Consider the following 17,722-nt stretch of genomic DNA (forward strand, 5'->3'; position numbering starts at 1 on the left):
TCGATGAGTCCTAATTGACGGTGTCCGGGTGGGAGCCGGTGCGGAAGCCGCGTTCCAGGCCGGCCAAGGCGTCCATGGCGGCGCCGTCGAGGCTGAAGCCGAAGACGTTCAGGTTTTCCCTGATCCGGGCATAGGAACTCGCCTTGGGGATGGCGACGTTGCCGAGCTGCACATGCCAGCGGAGGATGATCTGCGCCGGGCTCCTGCCGTGCGCCGCTGCGAGGTCCAGCACCACCGGATCCTGCAGGACCTGGCCGCGGCCCAGCGGGCTCCACGCCTCGGTGGTGATGCCGAGTTCGCCGTGCAGGGTGCGCAGTTCCTCCTGCTGGAGCCAGGGGTGCAGTTCGATCTGGTTGACGGCCGGGACGACTTCCGCGGTCTGCAGGAGGCGGTCAAGGTGGGCCGGCTGGAAGTTCGAGACCCCGATGGCCCGCGCCCTGCCTTCCCGGTACAGCGTCTCCATGGCCCGGTAGCTCTCGGCGTACAGCCCGCGCTGCGGACACGGCCAGTGGATCAGGTACAGGTCCACGTATTCCAGTCCGAGGTTGGCCATGGACGTGTCGAACGCGCGCAGCGTGGCGTCGTAGCCCTGGTCCTCGTTCCAGAGCTTGGTGGTGACAAACAGGTCCTCGCGCGAGAGCGAGGGGGAGGCCTCGCCGGAACCGCCCCGGGCGCTGTCGGGGCTCACGAAACTGGACAGCGAGCCGATGCCCCGGCCCACCCCCGTCTCGTTGCCGTACATGGCGGCGGTGTCGAAGTGCCGGTAGCCGGCCTCGAGCGCCATGGTCACGAGTCCGGCGGCGTCGGCGGGTGGCACCTTGTAGAGTCCGAACCCCAACTGGTCGATCAGGACACCGTTGTTGAGGCTGAGCCGGGGCGAGGGTTTCATAACAACGACTTTACCGACTCCGCCGCCGGGGCTCCGCACGGCAGGCCGGCGCCCGCCGGTTGCGCCCGGGCGCCGGTCCCTACCGGGGCTGCCCGGTTCAGGACGCGCCCGGCACAGGACGCGCCCGGCTCAGGACGCGCCGTCGAAGCTGACCAGCCGCCGGGCGCTGGCCTCGTCGAGGATGAGGTCGGTGGCCAGGCCCGCGGCGAGGGCGCCGCGCAGGCCGTTGATCTTGGAAGCGCCGGACACCACGCAGATCCGACGGCGCACCTGGCGCAGCTGGGCAAGGTCCGGGCCGGTGGAGCGTTCGTTGAGGGTGATGCCGTCCGCGGAGCCGTCGGCGCGGAAAAACACGGTGGCCACATCGCCCACCACGTCGGAGGTCGCCAGCACGTTCAGGTCGTCCTCGTCGAGATAACCGCCCGCATAGACATGGCTGGGGTAATCGGCGTCGACCGATCCCACGCCGAAAATCGCGATGCTCATCCGGGCCTGGAGTTGGAGGATGCGCTGCACACTGCGCTCATTCCACATGGCCTTTTTCGTCGCGGCGTGGTCGAAGAACGCCGGGACCGGGAACTGTTCCACCCGGGCCCCATAGGCGCTGCCAAAGCGGCGCATGATATCGGAGGCGTAGGTGATGCCGGTGGTTTGCATGTTGCCTGCGCCGTTGAGCTGGACGATCACGCTGTCGTGGGTGATCTTGCGGGTCAGGTGCCGGCTGACGGCGCTCAGGGTCGAACCCCAGGCGACGCCGATGATCGCATTGGAGTCGACCAGGGGGCCGATGGTGCGTGCGGCCTGCATCGCCACGCGGTCCAGTGTTTCCGCCTCATTCAGGGTGTCCACGACCGGAACGACGTGCACATCGACCTTGTATTCGGCACGGATCATGCTCGCCAGTTCCGGGCCGGTGTCCAGCGGACTGCGGATCTGGATCTGCACCAGCCCGGATTCCCGGGCCGAGGACAGCAGCCGCGACACGGTGGACCGGGAGGTGCGCAGCTCGCGGGCGATCGCGTCCATGGTCAGGTCCTGCAGGTAATACAACTGGGCCGCGCGGAGGGCGTCCGAGCTTCGTGAGGGCGTCATCCCATTTCCCTTCTGCACGTTTGTGCATATTGCTTGACTCCATTTTCCATTAGTCCAAAGAATAGTGTTGAACGGCGCCGCGCCGCGTGGCGCGCCGCACAGGACTTAACCCAAAGGAGCAGTTCTTGGGACAGAAGGATTCAGCCCGCAACCAGGCATCAGCCGGCGAGCGAGCATCGGTGCACAGGCTGCGGACGCGGCCCCACGCCCAGGTGCTGATCATCGGCGGCGGCATCAACGGGGTGGGCACGTTCCGGGACCTGGCCCTGCAGGGTGTGGACGTCGCCCTGGTGGAGCGGGGCGACTACTGCCAGGGTGCCAGCGGCGCCTCCTCGCACATGATCCACGGCGGCATCCGCTACCTCGAGAACGGCGAGTTCCGGCTCGTCCAGGAATCCGTGGTGGAACGCAACCGGCTGCTGCGTATCGCGCCGCACTACGTGAAGCCGCTGCAGACCACCATCCCGATCTTCAGCACGTTCTCCGGCGTCCTCGCCGCCCCGCTGCGGTTCCTCACCCACAAGCAGCAGGGCACGCCCACCGAACGGGGCGCCTTCCTGATCAAACTCGGGCTGAGCCTGTACGACTTCTTTTCCCGCGACGGCGGCGCCGTGCCGCGGCACCAGTTCCGCGGCCGCAAGCGCGCCCTGGCGGAACTGCCGCGGCTGCACCCGGGCATCAAGTACGCCGCCACGTATTTCGACGCCTCCGTCCACAACCCGGAGCGCCTGACCCTTGACGTGCTGCAGGACGGTGAGAAGGCCGGGGCCGCGGGCAACAGTGACGCCCGCGCCAGCAACTACCTCTCGCTCGTCGCCGTCCGGGACGGGGCGCGGCCCGGGCAACCCGGCAGCACCGTGGAACTCCGTGACGAACTCACGGGCGAACTGTTCGACTTCTCCGCGGACGTCATCGTCAACACCACCGGTGCCTGGGTCGACCTGACCAACCAGGCGATGGGCGCGCCGTCGGCCTTCATGGGCGGCACCAAGGGCTCGCACATCGTGCTGGACCACCCGGAACTGCTGGCCGCCTGCAACGGCCGCGAGATCTTCTTCGAACACACCGACGGCCGGATCGTGCTGATCTATCCGATGGGCGACCGGGTCCTGGTGGGCACCACCGACGTCGACGCCGACATGGCCGAGGACGCCGTGTGCACCGAGGCGGAGATCGATTACTTCTTCGACCTCGTCGGCCACGTCTTCCCGGACATCGCCGTGGACCGGGAGCAGATCGTTTACACCTTCGCCGGCGTCCGCCCGCTGCCCAGGCACGACGCCACCCAGCCCGGTTTCGTCAGCCGTGACTACCGGATCGAACGCCACGCCGCTGCCGGCCCCGCCGTCAAAGCCGGCCCCGACGTAGTCGACGGCCCCGACGGCCCCGCCGGGACGGGCCACGGCGCCGTCGTGCTCAGCCTTGTCGGCGGCAAGTGGACCACCTTCCGGGCCCTCGCCGAACACCTGAGCAACGACGTCCTCACCGAACTCGGCATGGTGCGGAAGGTTTCGACGGCGAAACTCGCCATCGGCGGCGGCGCCGGGTTCCCGGGCAGCGAGGACGGCGTGCAGCGCTGGATCAAGGCGCACATGGCGGCCGGCCGCGACGCGGACCGCACCGCCGGTCTGCTGACCCGCTACGGCACGCGCGCCGGGGAAGTCATCAGCTTCCTCGACGGCGCCCCGGACCGGCGCCTGCACTCGACCCGCGAGCTGAGCGTCCGTGAACTGGAGTTCATGGCGCGGAACGAGCAGATCGGGCATCTGGTCGACGTGCTGATCCGCCGCACGTCCCTCGCTTTCCGGGGACTGGTGACCGGCGAGCTCCTGAACGAGGTTGCCGACATCCTCGCCGGCCCGCTGGGCTGGGACACGGCAACGCGGTCCTCCGAAATCAGCCACGCTCAGGAGGTGCTCAAGCGATTCCACGGCGTCCAGGTCCACAGCCTGGTCTCCTGATGGACCTCGGCGGCCGGACGGGGGACGTCCGGCCGCAAGGACTGCGTGGTCCCTACGGGGGACCGACGCAGTGGCCGGCCGGCAGCGCCAACACGGTGCCGGCCCAACAGCCCTTCAAACTCACGACGGGCTGACAACAGAAAATAGAGGAGTCAAAGATGTCTCTCGGAATAGTTTTCTTGTCCGAAGTATTCGGCACCGCGATGCTGACCCTGCTGGGTTGCGGCGTCGTGGCAAACGTTGCACTCAAGGGCACAAAGGGCAACAACGGCGGGTTCCTGATGGTCACCTGGGGGTGGGGCATCGCGGTCTTCTGCGGCGTCTACGTCGCAGCCAAGTCCGGCGCGCACCTGAACCCCGCCGTGACCTTCGGCCTGCTGCTCAACGGCAAGAAGGAGTACGCCCCCGGCGTCCCCGTCGATCTGGCCTCCACTTTCACGTACTTCGGCGGTGAACTCCTCGGTGCCTTCCTCGGCGCCGTGGTGATGTGGCTGGCCTACAAGCAGCACTTCGACGCAGAGCCCGAGCCCGCCAGCCAGCTGGCAGTCTTCTCCACCGGACCGGCCATCCGCTCCGCCCCGTGGAACCTGATCACGGAGATCGTCGGCACCTTCGTCCTCGTCTTCGTCATCCTGACCTTCGGCGGGACGCCCTCAGGTCTTGGCCCGCTCGCCGTGGCACTCCTCGTCGTCGGCATCGGCGCCTCCCTCGGTGGCCCCACCGGCTACGCCATCAACCCGGCCCGTGACCTTGGCCCCCGCATCGCCCACGCCCTGCTCCCCATGAAGGGCAAAGGATCCTCCGACTGGAGCTACTCCTGGATTCCGATCGTCGGACCGCTGGTCGGCGGCGGCCTCGCCGGCCTCGTGGCAGCAGTCGTGCCGATCATCGCCACCGCTGCCGGCTAACCCTTCCTAACTACGCACCCATTCACCTGCCAGCCCCAAGACAAGGACGTCAACATGAACCAGTATGTAATCGCCATCGACCAGGGCACCACCAGCACCCGCTCGATCGTGTTCGACCACAGCGGCAACATCGTCTCCTCGGGCCAGATGGAGCACGAACAGATCTTCCCGCAGGCAGGCTGGGTGGAACATGACCCGGCCGAGATCTGGAACAACACCCGCGAGGTCATCGCCTCCGCGCTGTCCAAGGCGAACCTGACCCGCCATGACATCGCCGCCGTCGGCATCACCAACCAGCGCGAAACCGCCGTCGTCTGGGACAAGACAACCGGCAAGGCGATCTACAACGCGATCGTCTGGCAGGACACCCGCACGCAGCCGATCGTGGACGAGCTCGCCAAGGACGGGGGACCGGAGCGCTTCAAGCAGAAGGTCGGCCTGCCGCTGGCCACGTACTTCTCCGGCACCAAGATCAAGTGGATCCTGGACAACGTCGAGGGCGCCCGGGCCAAAGCCGACGCCGGGGACCTGGTCTTCGGCAACACCGACTCCTGGGTGCTCTGGAACCTGACCGGCGGGACCGACGGCGGCGTGCACGTCACGGATGTCACCAACGCCTCGCGGACCATGTTCATGGACCTCGAGACGCTCTCCTGGGACCAGGAGATCCTGGACGCGTTCGGGGTTCCGGCCTCCATGATGCCGGCTATCAAGTCCTCCTCCGAGGTCTACGGCACGGTGCACACCTCCCAGCTGCTGCGCGAAGTGCCGGTCGCCGGCATCCTCGGCGACCAGCAGGCGGCGACGTTCGGCCAGGCCGCCTTCGGTGCCGGCGAAGCCAAGAACACCTACGGCACGGGCTGCTTCCTCATCTTCAACACCGGTGAGGAGATCGTGCACTCCAAGAACGGGCTGCTGACCACGGTCGGCTACAAGCTCGGCGACGCCAAGCCGCATTACGCACTGGAGGGATCCATCGCCGTCACCGGTTCGCTGGTGCAGTGGCTGCGGGACAACCTCGGCATGATCAGCAGCGCCGCGGAAGTGGAGACGCTGGCGGCCTCGGTCGAGGACAACGGCGGCGTGTACATCGTCCCGGCGTTCTCCGGCCTGTTCGCCCCGTACTGGCGCTCCGACGCCCGCGGCGCGATCGTCGGGCTGACCCGGTTCGTGAATAAGAACCACATCGCCCGCGCGGCGCTGGAGGCCACCGCTTTCCAGACCCGCGAGGTGCTCGACGCCGTCAACGCGGACTCGGGTGTGCCGCTGACGGAACTGAAGGTCGACGGCGGCATGGTCGCCAACGACGCGCTCATGCAGTTCCAGGCGGACATCCTCGGCGTCCCGGTGATCCGGCCCAAGGTCGTGGAGACCACCTCGCTGGGTGCCGCCTACGCCGCCGGGCTGGCCGTCGGCTTCTGGAAGGACCTCGGCGAGTGCTCCGCCAACTGGTCCGAGGACAAGCGGTGGGAGCCGAAGATGGAGCAGGCCGAGCGCGAACGCCAGATGCGCCTCTGGAAGAAGGCCGTCACCAAGTCCATGGACTGGGTGGACGAAGACGTCAAGTAGCCTTCCGCCCCGAATGGGGCTGGTGATCCCCGCCCGCCACACCCCGGCGGGGGTCACCGGCCCCTTTTCGGCCGTTGAGGAGTTTGGTGCGCTAAAGTAGTCCTATGCGTGCGATCCTCCTGCTTAGCTAGCCGCCCGGCATCCCGACGCGAACTCGGATTGCCGAGCGGCAGCCCCTCCGTGTCGAGGGGCTTTTGTGTGTCTGGACCCTTTTGGGCGGACGGCAGGGGAGCGGGCGGGGCAGGACAGCCTCCGCCTGGGAGATTTGACGGTACAAGACTTGACGGACCATCAGGCTTGACAGAACAGAAGAGGCCAGCAGTGAGCGTTCAGCCGGAGACAGAGACCGGAACACCAGCAGTCGCAGCGGAGACCCCGGAAGAGGGTGCCTACAGCTTCGCCGCCATGGAGGCCAAGTGGCCGCAGGTCTGGGAAGACCTCAAGGTCTTCACCCCCGTCGATGACGGTTCGAAGGAGCGGCGGTACGTGCTGGACATGTTCCCGTACCCCTCCGGGGACCTCCACATGGGCCACGCCGAAGCCTTCGCGATGGGCGACGTCGTCGCTCGCTACCTGCGCCAAAAGGGCTATGACGTGCTGCACCCGATCGGCTGGGATTCCTTCGGGCTGCCCGCCGAGAACGCGGCCATCAAGCGCAACGCCCACCCCAGCGAGTGGACCTACGCCAACATCGAGACCCAGGCGGCGTCGTTCAAGCGCTACGCCATCTCCGCCGACTGGTCCCGCCGGATCCACACCTCGGACCCGGAGTACTACCGCTGGACGCAGTGGCTCTTCAAACGCTTCCACGAGCGCGGCCTGGCCTACCGCAAGAATTCCCCGGTCAACTGGTGCCCCAACGACCAGACCGTGCTCGCCAACGAACAGGTGGTCAACGGAGCCTGTGAGCGCTGCGGCACCCCGGTGACCAAGAAGTCCCTGAACCAGTGGTACTTCAAGATCACCGACTACGCCGACCGGCTGCTCGAGGACATGGACGAACTGCGGGGCCACTGGCCCGAACGTGTCCTGGCCATGCAGAAGAACTGGATCGGCCGGTCCGAGGGTGCGCATGTCACCTTCGTGATCGAGGCCGACGGCGGCAAGGCCGCCAAGGACGTCACGGTGTTCACCACCCGCCCGGACACCCTGTACGGCGCGACGTTCTTCGTCGTCGCCGCCGACGCGCCGATCGCGGTCGAGCTGGTCACCGGGGAACACGCCGCGGCCCTGGACGCCTACCGCGAACAGGTCAAGGCGCTCTCCGAGATCGAACGCCAGTCCACCGAGCGGGAGAAGACCGGCGTCTTCACCGGCCGCTACGCGATCAACCCGCTGAACGGCGAGAAGCTGCCCGTCTGGGCGGCCGACTACGTGCTGGCGGACTACGGCACCGGCGCCATCATGGCCGTCCCGGCCCACGACCAGCGCGACCTCGACTTCGCCCGCACCTTCGACCTGCCGGTCCGCGCCGTGCTGGACACGGGCGAGGAAGATCCCGCGGTCAGCGGCACCGCGACCTCCGGCGAAGGAACCCTGATCAACTCCGGCGCCCTGGACGGACTGCCCAAGGCAGACGCCATCCCGGCCGCCATCGAGATCCTGCAGCAGCAGGGCACAGGCGAGAAATTCGTGAACTTCCGCCTGCGCGACTGGCTGCTCAGCCGGCAGCGCTTCTGGGGCACCCCGATCCCGATCATCCACTGCCCCGCCTGCGGCGAAGTCCCGGTCCCGGATGACCAGCTGCCCGTTACCCTGCCGGCCGACCTGCGCGGCGAGGACCTGTCCCCGAAGGGCACCTCGCCGCTGGCCGCCGTCGAAAGCTGGGTCAACGTCGAGTGCCCCAGCTGCCACGGCCCGGCCAAGCGGGACACGGACACCATGGACACCTTCGTGGACTCCTCCTGGTACTTCCTGCGCTTCGTCTCGCCGCAGTACACGGACGGCCCGTTCGACCCGGCGAAGATCAACGACTGGATGCCGGTCGGACAGTACGTGGGCGGCGTCGAGCACGCCATCCTGCACCTGCTCTACGCGCGGTTCTTCACGAAGGTCATCCACGACCTGGGCATGATCGAGGCCGACGAGCCGTTCAGCGCGCTGCTGAACCAGGGCCAGGTGCTCAACGGCGGCAAGGCCATGAGCAAGTCCCTGGGCAACGGCGTTGACCTGAGCGAACAGCTGGACAAGTTCGGCGTCGACGCCGTCCGGCTCACCATGATCTTCGCCTCCCCGCCGGAGGACGACGTCGACTGGGCGGACGTGTCGCCGTCGGGCTCCGCGAAGTTCCTGGCCCGCGCCTGGCGGCTGGGACAGGACGTCACCAGCGCACCCGGCGTCGACTACGCCGCCGGTGACCGGGCCCTGCGCACCGTCACGCACCGCACCATCGCCGACGCGGAAGCGCTGCTGGACCACAACAAGTTCAACGTGGTCGTGGCCAAGCTCATGGAACTGGTCAACGCCACGCGTAAAACCATTGACGCAGCCACCGGAGCCGGCGGCGCCGACCCGGCCGTCCGCGAAGCCGTCGAGACCGTCGCGGTCATCCTGAGCCTCTTCGCGCCGTACACGGCCGAGGATCTCTGGAACGTGCTGGGGCACCCCGCCTCGGTTGCCAACGCGGGCTGGCCGACCCACGACGAAGCCCTCCTCGTGCAGGACACGGTGACCGCCGTCGTCCAGGTCCAGGGCAAGGTGCGGGACCGCCTGGAGGTCTCGCCCGGGATCAGCGAGGACGAACTGCGTGAACTGGCGCTGGCCTCGGAGAACGTCCAGCGCGCCCTTGACGGGCGCGGGATCCGCACGGTGATCGTGCGGGCCCCTAAACTGGTCAACATCGTCCCGGCCTAGCCGGGGGTGGGCCGGCCGCCGGTGCGAACCGGCGGCCGGCCATCAAAGCGTGTCCCGACAGCAAGTGCAGACACCAGGAGGTGCTTCGTGCCCCACCGCGACCCCGCGGGGTGGCTGTGGCTGAAGGAGCGCCTCATCCCGCTCCGCCAGGCCAGGCGCCCCGCCGCGCCACCCGGTGCCGCCCCCGCCGCTGTCCGGACGGCCGTGGTGACCGACTCCGCCGCAGCACTGCCGGCTGACTGGGTCCGGGCTTTCGCTGCTGATGGCCTGCTCACGGTGGTTCCGATGCCCGTGATGGTGGGCGAGGAAATCTACGGCGAAGGCGAGGACGACATCGCCGACACGATTGCCGTGGCCCTGGCGAGCGGCAGGCCGGTGAAGACTTCGCGCCCTTCCCCCGGGCAGTTCGAGCAGGCCTATCTGGCAGCCCAGCGCCGGGGCTTTAAATCCGTCGTGTCCGTCCATATTTCCGGCGAACTCTCCGGAACGGCTGACTCGGCCCGCCTCGCCGCCGCGCGCGTGGGTATCCCGGTGGACGTAGTGGACTCGCGCACCGTCGGCATGGCGCAGGGGATGGGCGTCCAGGGTGCGGTCGTCGCCGCGTCCGACGGCAGGACGGCGGCGGAAGTGCGGGAGTTCGCTGAGCAGCAGCTCGCCCGCACCAAGGTGTACTTCTACGTGCCGAGCCTCGAACAGTTGCGGCGCGGCGGACGGATCGGCGCTGCGGCCTCGCTCTGGGGGACCATGTTTTCGATCAAGCCCATCCTCGCGGTCGAGGAAGGCAGGGTGGTTCCGCTGGAGAAGGTGCGGTCGGCGGCGAAGGCCATCGCGCGGCTCCAGGAGATCGTGGTGGCCGACGCTGCGGGCCGCCCCGCGGGCCAGGCCCGGCTCGCCGTCCAGCATTTCGGCAACCCGGCCGAGGCCGAACTGCTGGCGGCGCGGCTTGCCGGTGCGGTTCCGGGCTGTCCGCCGGTCGAGGTCAGCGCGCTCCCGGCCGTGCTGGCAGCCCATGCCGGACTCGGTGTGCTGGCCGTGATCGTGGGGGAGGGCGGCACCCCCGCAGACCCGGAGACGTCCGCCAGGTCGTAGCCGGCGCGGAGTCCGAAAATCCAGCCGGCGGTGAATCCGAAAATCCACCCGGCCGCGCCGGCCCCGGCACCGGGGACACGCGCGCGTCCCGTGGCCGAGGGCCGGCGCGCGTCGTGGTATCCACATAGGCGCTGCCGCCCCTGAGCCGTGCGTGTGACGCTTCGTAGGATGGGCGCATGGGGCGCCACGATCCGGGAGAACCACCCAGCGACGAACCGGGCCATGCCGGCCGCAGGCTGGCAGCCGCCGCGGGGACCGCCGGGCTTGACGGTCTTCCCGGAGGACCGCCGCTGATCCCCGGGCCCGCAGGGAGGGGTGGCGCGGGCGATTCGACGGGGAGCCGCGGATCTGACGATTTGCCTGTCCGGCGCACCCCGGATGATTCGATGGGGAGCCGCGGACCCCGCCTCCGGTGGCGCACCGGACGGCGGGCCGCCACGCTGTTGTGCCTGGTCGCCATGGCGCTGCTTGGCTGGTTCTGGTGGCAGGCAGCGAACGTCACGGCCGCCGTCAGCCCGCCGGGTTCCGTCAACGTGGCCGCAACCGGGGACGGGCCGGGGCCGGCACCCGACACCGGGCTGAGCCCTACGGCCGGCAGTTCTCCCGGCGGCAGCGGAGCCGGGGCCACCGGAAAGATCATCGTCCATGTGGCCGGCGCCGTGGTCCGCGGCGGAATTGTGGAGCTGCCGCAGGGCAGCCGCCTCCACGAGGCCATTGCCGCGGCGGGAGGAAGCGCCCCGGACGCGGACCCCGGCCAGCTCAATCTCGCGGCTGTACTCCAGGACGGGCAGAAGGTCCTGGTTCCGCGGCGGGGTGAAACTCTCCCGGCCGGGAGTGCCCCGGGCGGCGATTCCGGTGTTCCGGGCAGCGCGACGGGCGCCGCCGGACCCCCTGCCCCAGCAGGGAGGATCAACCTGAACACGGCCGGAGCCGACGAACTGGCCACCCTCCCGCGGGTGGGTCCGGTGCTGGCCCAACGGATCGTGGACTGGCGCACACAGCACGGCCACTTCCAGCGGGTCGAGGAACTTGACGCCGTGGACGGGGTCGGGCCCAAACTGCTCGCGGCCCTGTTGCCCCTGGTCCGGGTCTGAGGGGCCCGGCCATGGGACGGCGTAGCCACTGGCAACATTACATCGACGCCGCGGTGGGCCGGACGCCCGGTCCTCCCGGCCCTGCGGCGGACGCCCGGAACGTGGCAGACCGCCGGCACGCCGTCGGGCAGCACCGGGGGACCCGGCTCCTTGGCCGGCTCCGGTCGTTCGCCCTTCCGCAGCGCGCCCCCGAAGCCCGGGACGTGATCCTGCGCAGGACCGATGTGCGGCTGGTCCCCTCCGCCGTGCTGGTGTGGGCGGCAGCCGCTGCCGGATACTACCTGGATCCCGGAGCGCTGGCAGCGCTGCTTCTTCTTCTCGTGGCAGCTTCGGCGTTGCTCCTGCTCCGGGCCTCGTCCGGCGCAGGGGCACGGCCGTCCGGCGCCGGGACACGGGCGCCCGCCGCCGGGACACGGGCGCCCGGGGGACAGGGCCGCCGAAGCTTCCTCGCGACGATGGCCGCAGCACTGCTCCTCGCCGCCGCAGCAGGCGGGCACACCGCCGTCGACTCCTCCCGGCGGCACGAAGGTGCGGTGGCCGCAGCGGCCGCCGCCCAATCAGCCGTCGCAGTGGAGGTGGAGATCACGGGGGCGCCGCGGCGGCTCAGGAAGCCCGGCAGCTCCGGACTCGCGGACCGGTGGGCGGTACCGGCGACGCTGATCGAAATGAACGTGGGTTCACGCCGGGTGCAGGACCACGCCAAGCTGCTGGTTATGGGCGGCGCCGGCTGGGAACAGGCAGCCCCCGGGCAGCGGATCAGGACAACCGGCAAACTCGCCCCTTCCGCGCCGGGCCAGGCGGAAGCGGCTGTCCTCTCGGCCAGTTCCGCCCCGAACACCATCGGAGCGCCCGGGCTCTGGCAGCGGGGTCCGGGCGAACTTCGAGGCCGATTCGCCGCCGCCGCCGGGCAATTCGAGGGCGACGCCCGGGGACTCCTGCCGGGGATGGTCACCGGCGATACCAGCTCGCTGGATCCCGGGCTGGACGAGGCAATGAAGGCCGTCGGGATGACCCACCTGACCGCGGTCAGCGGGGCCAACTGCAGCCTCATCCTGGGCGCACTGCTGCTGGCCGCGCGCAGCCTGCGGCTCACTCGGGCGTTGGCGGCCGTCCTCGGCATCGTTGGGCTGGGACTGTTCGTTCTGATGGTCGGCCCGGATCCCAGTGTCCTGCGCGCGGCCGTAATGGGCGCCATCGGGCTCGTCGCCCTGTCCGGCGGCCGGACCGGACGGGGCCTGAGTCTTCTGTGCGTTGCCGTGATCGGATTGGTGCTGGCCCAGCCGGAGCTGTCCGCCAGCTTCGGATTCCTGCTGTCCGTGCTCGCGACAATCGGCATCGTCGTGACCGGGAGGCCGATCATGGCATGGTTCCCGGCAGGCGTGCCCCGCTGGGTGGCCGCGGGGGTGGCGGTTCCGCTGTCCGCCCAGGCCTTCTGCGCTCCGCTGATCGTGCTGCTCCAGCCGCAGTTCTCCAGCTATGCCCTGCCGGCAAACATGGCCGCCGCGGTGCTCGTCGCCCCGGTCACGTTGCTGGGGACCGCGGCCGTCCCGCTGGTGCCGCTGGCCCCGGTCCTCGCCGCCGCGCCGATGGGCATCGCTGCGGCCTTTGCCAGCGGGGTGGGAGGAATCGCCCGCTTCTTCGCCGGGCTCCCTGGCGCAGTCCTCCCATGGCCGGAAGGGGCATACGGGGCCAGCACGATGGCGCTGTTCACGGCCGTCTGCTTCGCCGCCTGCTGGCTGGTCTTCCACCCCGCCCGGACGGTAGAGCTGGTCCTGGCGGCGCACCTGCGGACGGTTGCCCTGCTCGGTCGGATGCCGCGGCTCCCCGCCGGCGTGCGGGCTGCGTCGGGGTTCCCCGCCGGTGTGGGAGCTGTACGGGGAAGGTACGGGTCCGGCTTGTTGCACCGCGCGGGGCGTGGCACGCTTAGAGCCTGCAACCAAACTTCCGGGAGGAAACCTCAGTGCCTGCTGCCCAGACTCCACGCGCCCGGCCCGCGGCATCGAAGACCGCCACCTGGCGTGATGTGACCCCGGCTGCCGTTGTGCTGGTCGGCGGACCGGAAGACTATCTGGGGTCGCGTGCAATGGACCGCATCCGGGTGCAGGTCCGGGCTGCAGCTCCCGATGTCGAAGTCACGAGGATGAATGCCGGCAACTATGAGCCGGGCTCCCTCGCCATGAACGTCAGCCCGTCTCTCTTCGGCGAACAGAAGCTCATTGAGGTGGAAGGCCTGGAGGGCATGAACGATGCTTTCCTGGCCGACGCGCTCAAGTACCTGAGCCGGCCCGAACCTGACGCTGTGCTGGTCCTCCGCCATAGCGGCGGCGTGCGCGGCAAGAAGTTGCTGGACGCTGTCAAGGCCGGCGGGTGGCCGGTGGTGGACTGCCAGCCGTTGAAGAAGGACGCGGACAAGATTGCCTTCGTGACGTCCGAGTTCAAGGCCGCGTCCAGGCGCATCGATCCCGACGCCGTGCACGCCCTGGTCAATGCCGTGGGCGCCCACCTGGCCGAACTGGCGGCTGCGTGCAGCCAATTGATCGCCGACGCGGCCACCGGAGTGGACTCCGCCATGGTGGACCGGTACTACGGGGGCAGGGTGGAAGCCACTGCCTTCAAGGTCGCCGATGCGGCAATGGCCGGGAATGCGCCACTGGCGCTCTCCACCCTGCGCCACGCCCTCGCGACGGGTGCGGACCCGGTTCCGCTCGTGGCTGCACTTGCCTCGAAGCTCCGCACCCTTGCCAAGGTCGCCGGCGCCCAGGGATCCTCGTCCCAGATTGCCAAGCAGCTGGGCATGCAGCCCTGGCTGGTGGAGCAGGCGCAGCGGGAGGTCCGGCGATGGACTCCCGAGGGACTCGTCCGGTCCATCCAGGTGACCGCCGAGGCGGATGCCCAGGTCAAGGGCCTGTCCCGGGATCCGGTCTACGCCGTGGAACACGCCGTGACAGTGATTGCGACGTCCGTGCGGCGGTGAGTGTGCCCGCTGTGTGTGCCTGAGTTTGCGGCTTAACTGGAAGTGGCCGGCACCCGAGGGTGCCGGCCACAATCATCAGTTCACTTGAACTGGAAACCTTTAGAGCGCGTTGACCTTCTTGGAGATGGCCGACTTGCGGTTTGCAGCGTTGTTCTTGTGGAGAACGCCCTTGCTGACAGCCTTGTCCAGCTTGCGGCTGGCAGAAAGCATTGCGGCAGCCGCAGCATCCTTGTCGGTGGACTCAACGGCGGTGTTGACAGCGCGGATGGCCGTCTTCAGCTCGGACTTGACTGCGTTGTTGCGCAGGCGAGCCTTCTCGTTGGTGAGGATGCGCTTCTTCTGGGACTTGATATTAGCCACGTGTGAACTCTCTTTTTCAATGCGGAAAATGGTCTAGAGGGCTTTCAGATTGGCCATTGACTGAGCGGCGTGGGGATACCTATGGCGACCAACCATATGTGGCCGTCGACCTGCACGGACACACAGCTGCCAATAATAGCAGAGACGCCGGCAGGGTGACGATTTTGTGGCCGTTCAGCGCCAGCCGTGGCGGGACTGCAGGCCGGCAGCGATGATGCTGAAGCTTCCGACGTCGAGGATGGCGCCCTCGCGACGGACATCCTGCGGGTTGATCTGGAGGATGCGGTCCATTTTCGCTTCGCTCGGGCGCCCCTGCCCGTCCCAGGGCCCGGTGCCTATGTCTACGTAGTCGTCTGCCCGGCGCGGGTCGCCGTCGTGGTCCTTGCTGGTCAGCATGAGGCCGAGCAGAAAGCGGCCGCTGTTGCCCACCAGTAGCACCGGGCGGTCCTTGCCGCGCGAGTGGTCCTCTTCATAAGGCACCCAGGTCCATACGACTTCGCCCGGCTCGGGGCGGCCGTTGGGGGAGGGTGCGTAGGTGACTTTGGCCGCTCCGCGGAAGTCGCCGGGATAGACGCCGGTCAGGCCGGCGGTGGCGCGCTGCCCGGCGCCCGGGCGTCCGCCGGTCGTCGTGCCGGTCCGCCGGGACTTCGCCCTCGTTCCGGACTTGCCCTTAGTGCCGGCCGGCCCGGCCGTGCGGGAGCTGCCGGGCGCGGAGCCGGGTCGCCCCTCCAGGAAGCGCAAGGTGCTGCGGATTGCATTGCCGATCGAGCGTAAGTTCCAAGCCATGGGGAAACACTACCGGCAGCCGGCCCCGGCAGCCGGCCCAGGCGGCCGGCTGCGGGCCGGCTGCCGGCCGGGAGGGGGTCGGTCCGCGGTCAGGCCTTGCGGGGAGGAACCGTCGGGGAGGATCGCGGCGGGAAACCAAGACCGCAACGGAGGGCGGGGATGCAATTCCACCGGCCCGGACGTGGGAGACTAGAGGTTCAGGGATGCGGCACGTCGCAGGCTGGGAAACCAGCCGCCGCGCCGATCTCTGGAAAAGCCAACAGTATTGCCAACAGTAAGGACCCTGCGTGTCTCCCATGGCCCGCACCGCCCCGGTGCCCGCGGCAACAGATCCGGCCATCATCCGGAACTTCTGCATCATTGCGCACATTGACCACGGCAAGTCCACACTGGCCGACCGGATGCTCCAGTACACCGGCGTTGTCCAGTCCCGTGACATGAAGGCCCAGTACCTGGACCGCATGGACATTGAGCGCGAACGCGGCATCACCATCAAGTCCCAGGCCGTCCGTATGCCCTGGGAGCTCGACGGCATCAGCTATGCGCTGAACATGATCGACACGCCCGGACACGTTGACTTCACCTACGAGGTCTCCCGCTCGCTCGCGGCCTGCGAAGGCGCGATATTGCTCGTGGACGCGGCCCAGGGCATCGAGGCCCAGACCCTCGCCAACCTCTACCTGGCGATGGAAAACAACCTCACGATCATCCCGGTCCTGAACAAGATCGACCTCCCGGCGGCCCAGCCCGAGAAGTACGCGGCGGAACTCGCCAACCTGATCGGCGGCGACCCCGACGAGGTGCTCCGCGTCTCCGGCAAGACCGGCATGGGCGTCGAGGTCCTGCTCGACAAGATCGTCCGCGACCTTCCAGCCCCCAAGGGCGACCCCAACGCCCCGGCCCGCGCCATGATCTTCGATTCGGTCTACGACACCTACCGCGGCGTGGTCACCTACGTCCGCGTGGTCGACGGCATGCTGCACCCCCGCGAACGCATCCAGATGATGTCCACCCGCGCCACCCACGAACTCCTCGAGATCGGCGTGAGCTCCCCGGAGCCCACCCCCTCCAAGGGCCTCGGCGTCGGGGAGGTGGGCTACCTCATCACCGGCGTGAAGGATGTCCGCCTGTCCAAGGTCGGCGACACCGTCACCAACCTGGCAAAACCCGCCACCGAATCGCTCCCCGGCTACGCCGATGCCAAGCCCATGGTCTTCTCCGGCCTCTACCCGCTGGACGGCACGGACTACCCGGTGCTCCGCGATGCGCTCGAGAAGCTGATGCTCAACGACGCCGCGCTGGTGTACGAACCGGAGACGTCCGCCGCACTGGGATTCGGCTTCCGCGTCGGTTTCCTGGGCCTGCTGCACCTGGAAATCACCCGTGAGCGGCTCGAACGCGAATACAACCTGGACCTGATCTCCACCGCGCCCAACGTGGAATACGAAGTGACCTTGGAGGACAAGAGGGTCGTCCACGTCACGAACCCCAGCGAATACCCCACCGGCAAAATCGCGGAAGTCCGCGAACCGATGGTCGCCGCCACCATCCTGGCGCCGAACGAGTTTGTCGGCGCCATTATGGAGCTGTGCCAGAGCCGGCGCGGCGTGATGGGCGGCATGGACTACCTCTCCGAGGACCGGGTGGAAATCCGCTACCGCCTGCCGCTGGCCGAGATCGTCTTCGACTTCTTCGACATCCTCAAGTCCAAGACCCGCGGCTACGGCTCGCTGGACTGGAAGGCCGACGGCGACCAGGTCGCCGACCTCGTCAAGGTCGACATCATGCTCCAGGGCGAACAGGTTGATGCCTTCTCCGCCATTACACACCGTGACAAGGCCTACGCCTACGGTGTCATGATGACCGGCAAGCTGCGCGAACTCATTCCGCGGCAGCAGTTCGAGGTGCCCATCCAGGCCGCCATCGGCTCGAGGATCATCGCCCGGGAAAGCATCCGGGCCATCCGCAAGGACGTGCTCGCCAAGTGCTACGGCGGTGACATCACCCGGAAGCGCAAACTGCTGGAGAAGCAGAAGGAAGGCAAGAAGCGCATGAAGATGGTGGGCCGCGTCGAGGTCCCGCAGGAAGCGTTCATCGCCGCCCTTACCACGGACGAGTCCAAGGACAAGGCCAAGAAGTAGCGGTGC

13 protein-coding genes are annotated in these 17,722 nt (G+C 68.5%); 9 read left to right on the forward strand and 4 right to left on the reverse strand.

What is annotated here, in order from left to right; genetic code table 11:
* Positions 1 to 10 precede the first annotated feature (10 nt).
* Both AC1MFL_RS18395 and AC1MFL_RS18400 read right to left on the reverse strand, forming a co-directional pair.
* Positions 11 to 889 carry an aldo/keto reductase gene (locus AC1MFL_RS18395; RefSeq protein WP_479811789.1) on the reverse strand — a complete coding sequence of 293 codons (879 nt, stop codon included), beginning with the start codon at positions 887 to 889 and terminating at the stop codon, positions 11 to 13.
* Between the two features lie 129 nt (positions 890 to 1,018).
* Entirely contained in the window at positions 1,019 to 1,981 is a 963-nt protein-coding gene (locus AC1MFL_RS18400) for a sugar-binding transcriptional regulator (protein ID WP_301230541.1), read from the reverse strand.
* Positions 1,982 to 2,106: 125 nt separating this feature from the next.
* On the opposite strand from AC1MFL_RS18400, the gene AC1MFL_RS18405 reads away from it, so the two are divergent.
* From AC1MFL_RS18405 to holA, 8 genes are all read left to right on the forward strand, one after another.
* Positions 2,107 to 3,942, forward strand: a complete 1,836-nt coding sequence (locus tag AC1MFL_RS18405; protein WP_479811791.1) for a glycerol-3-phosphate dehydrogenase/oxidase — start codon at positions 2,107 to 2,109, stop codon at positions 3,940 to 3,942.
* 158 nt (positions 3,943 to 4,100) lie between these two features.
* On the forward strand, positions 4,101 to 4,850 hold the full coding sequence (locus AC1MFL_RS18410) for an MIP/aquaporin family protein (RefSeq protein WP_479811793.1): 750 nt from the start codon (positions 4,101 to 4,103) through the stop codon (positions 4,848 to 4,850).
* 54 nt (positions 4,851 to 4,904) lie between these two features.
* On the forward strand, positions 4,905 to 6,419 hold the full coding sequence (gene glpK / locus AC1MFL_RS18415; RefSeq protein WP_479811795.1) for a glycerol kinase GlpK: 1,515 nt from the start codon (positions 4,905 to 4,907) through the stop codon (positions 6,417 to 6,419).
* A 321-nt stretch (positions 6,420 to 6,740) separates the two neighbouring features.
* Positions 6,741 to 9,272, forward strand: coding sequence for a leucine--tRNA ligase (leuS, locus tag AC1MFL_RS18420; RefSeq protein ID WP_479811797.1), 2,532 nt, complete (start codon positions 6,741 to 6,743; stop codon positions 9,270 to 9,272).
* 87 nt (positions 9,273 to 9,359) lie between these two features.
* Positions 9,360 to 10,361, forward strand: coding sequence for a DegV family protein (locus AC1MFL_RS18425; RefSeq protein WP_479811799.1), 1,002 nt, complete (start codon positions 9,360 to 9,362; stop codon positions 10,359 to 10,361).
* Between the two features lie 176 nt (positions 10,362 to 10,537).
* On the forward strand, positions 10,538 to 11,455 hold the full coding sequence (locus AC1MFL_RS18430; RefSeq protein WP_479811801.1) for a ComEA family DNA-binding protein: 918 nt from the start codon (positions 10,538 to 10,540) through the stop codon (positions 11,453 to 11,455).
* Between the two features lie 11 nt (positions 11,456 to 11,466).
* The gene (locus tag AC1MFL_RS18435) at positions 11,467 to 13,482 is read left to right on the forward strand and encodes a ComEC/Rec2 family competence protein (RefSeq protein WP_479811803.1); all 2,016 of its coding nucleotides are present in this window, start codon (positions 11,467 to 11,469) and stop codon (positions 13,480 to 13,482) included.
* Positions 13,416 to 14,429 (forward strand): DNA polymerase III subunit delta, encoded by a 1,014-nt coding sequence (gene holA, locus AC1MFL_RS18440; protein WP_226761849.1) that lies wholly within the window; start codon positions 13,416 to 13,418, stop codon positions 14,427 to 14,429. Before AC1MFL_RS18435 ends, holA begins: the two co-directional genes overlap by 67 nt.
* Positions 14,430 to 14,528: 99 nt before the next feature.
* Here the strand turns inward: holA and rpsT are convergent, their stop codons facing one another.
* Positions 14,529 to 14,789: a 30S ribosomal protein S20 gene (rpsT, locus tag AC1MFL_RS18445; protein ID WP_310049613.1), complete on the reverse strand. Its 261-nt coding sequence runs from the start codon at positions 14,787 to 14,789 to the stop codon at positions 14,529 to 14,531.
* 174 nt (positions 14,790 to 14,963) lie between these two features.
* Positions 14,964 to 15,575: a type II toxin-antitoxin system PemK/MazF family toxin gene (locus AC1MFL_RS18450; protein ID WP_479811805.1), complete on the reverse strand. Its 612-nt coding sequence runs from the start codon at positions 15,573 to 15,575 to the stop codon at positions 14,964 to 14,966.
* 287 nt (positions 15,576 to 15,862) lie between these two features.
* Here AC1MFL_RS18450 and lepA point away from each other — a divergent pair, with 287 nt between their 5' ends.
* Positions 15,863 to 17,716 carry a translation elongation factor 4 gene (gene lepA / locus AC1MFL_RS18455; protein ID WP_479811807.1) on the forward strand — a complete coding sequence of 618 codons (1,854 nt, stop codon included), beginning with the start codon at positions 15,863 to 15,865 and terminating at the stop codon, positions 17,714 to 17,716.
* Positions 17,717 to 17,722: the final 6 nt, after the last annotated feature.

This window comes from Arthrobacter sp. BG3, assembly GCF_056680185.1.

What these genes read in the sequence shown, in the direction of transcription:
- AC1MFL_RS18395 (WP_479811789.1), bottom strand. Translation starts at nt 889, where the DNA reads ATGAAACCCTCGCCCCGGCTCAGCCTCAACAACGGTGTCCTGATCGAC.
- AC1MFL_RS18400 (WP_301230541.1), bottom strand. Translation starts at nt 1,981, where the DNA reads ATGACGCCCTCACGAAGCTCGGACGCCCTCCGCGCGGCCCAGTTGTAT.
- AC1MFL_RS18410 (WP_479811793.1), top strand. Translation starts at nt 4,101, where the DNA reads ATGTCTCTCGGAATAGTTTTCTTGTCCGAAGTATTCGGCACCGCGATG.
- glpK (WP_479811795.1), top strand. Translation starts at nt 4,905, where the DNA reads ATGAACCAGTATGTAATCGCCATCGACCAGGGCACCACCAGCACCCGC.
- AC1MFL_RS18430 (WP_479811801.1), top strand. Translation starts at nt 10,538, where the DNA reads ATGGGGCGCCACGATCCGGGAGAACCACCCAGCGACGAACCGGGCCAT.
- AC1MFL_RS18435 (WP_479811803.1), top strand. Translation starts at nt 11,467, where the DNA reads ATGGGACGGCGTAGCCACTGGCAACATTACATCGACGCCGCGGTGGGC.
- AC1MFL_RS18450 (WP_479811805.1), bottom strand. Translation starts at nt 15,575, where the DNA reads ATGGCTTGGAACTTACGCTCGATCGGCAATGCAATCCGCAGCACCTTG.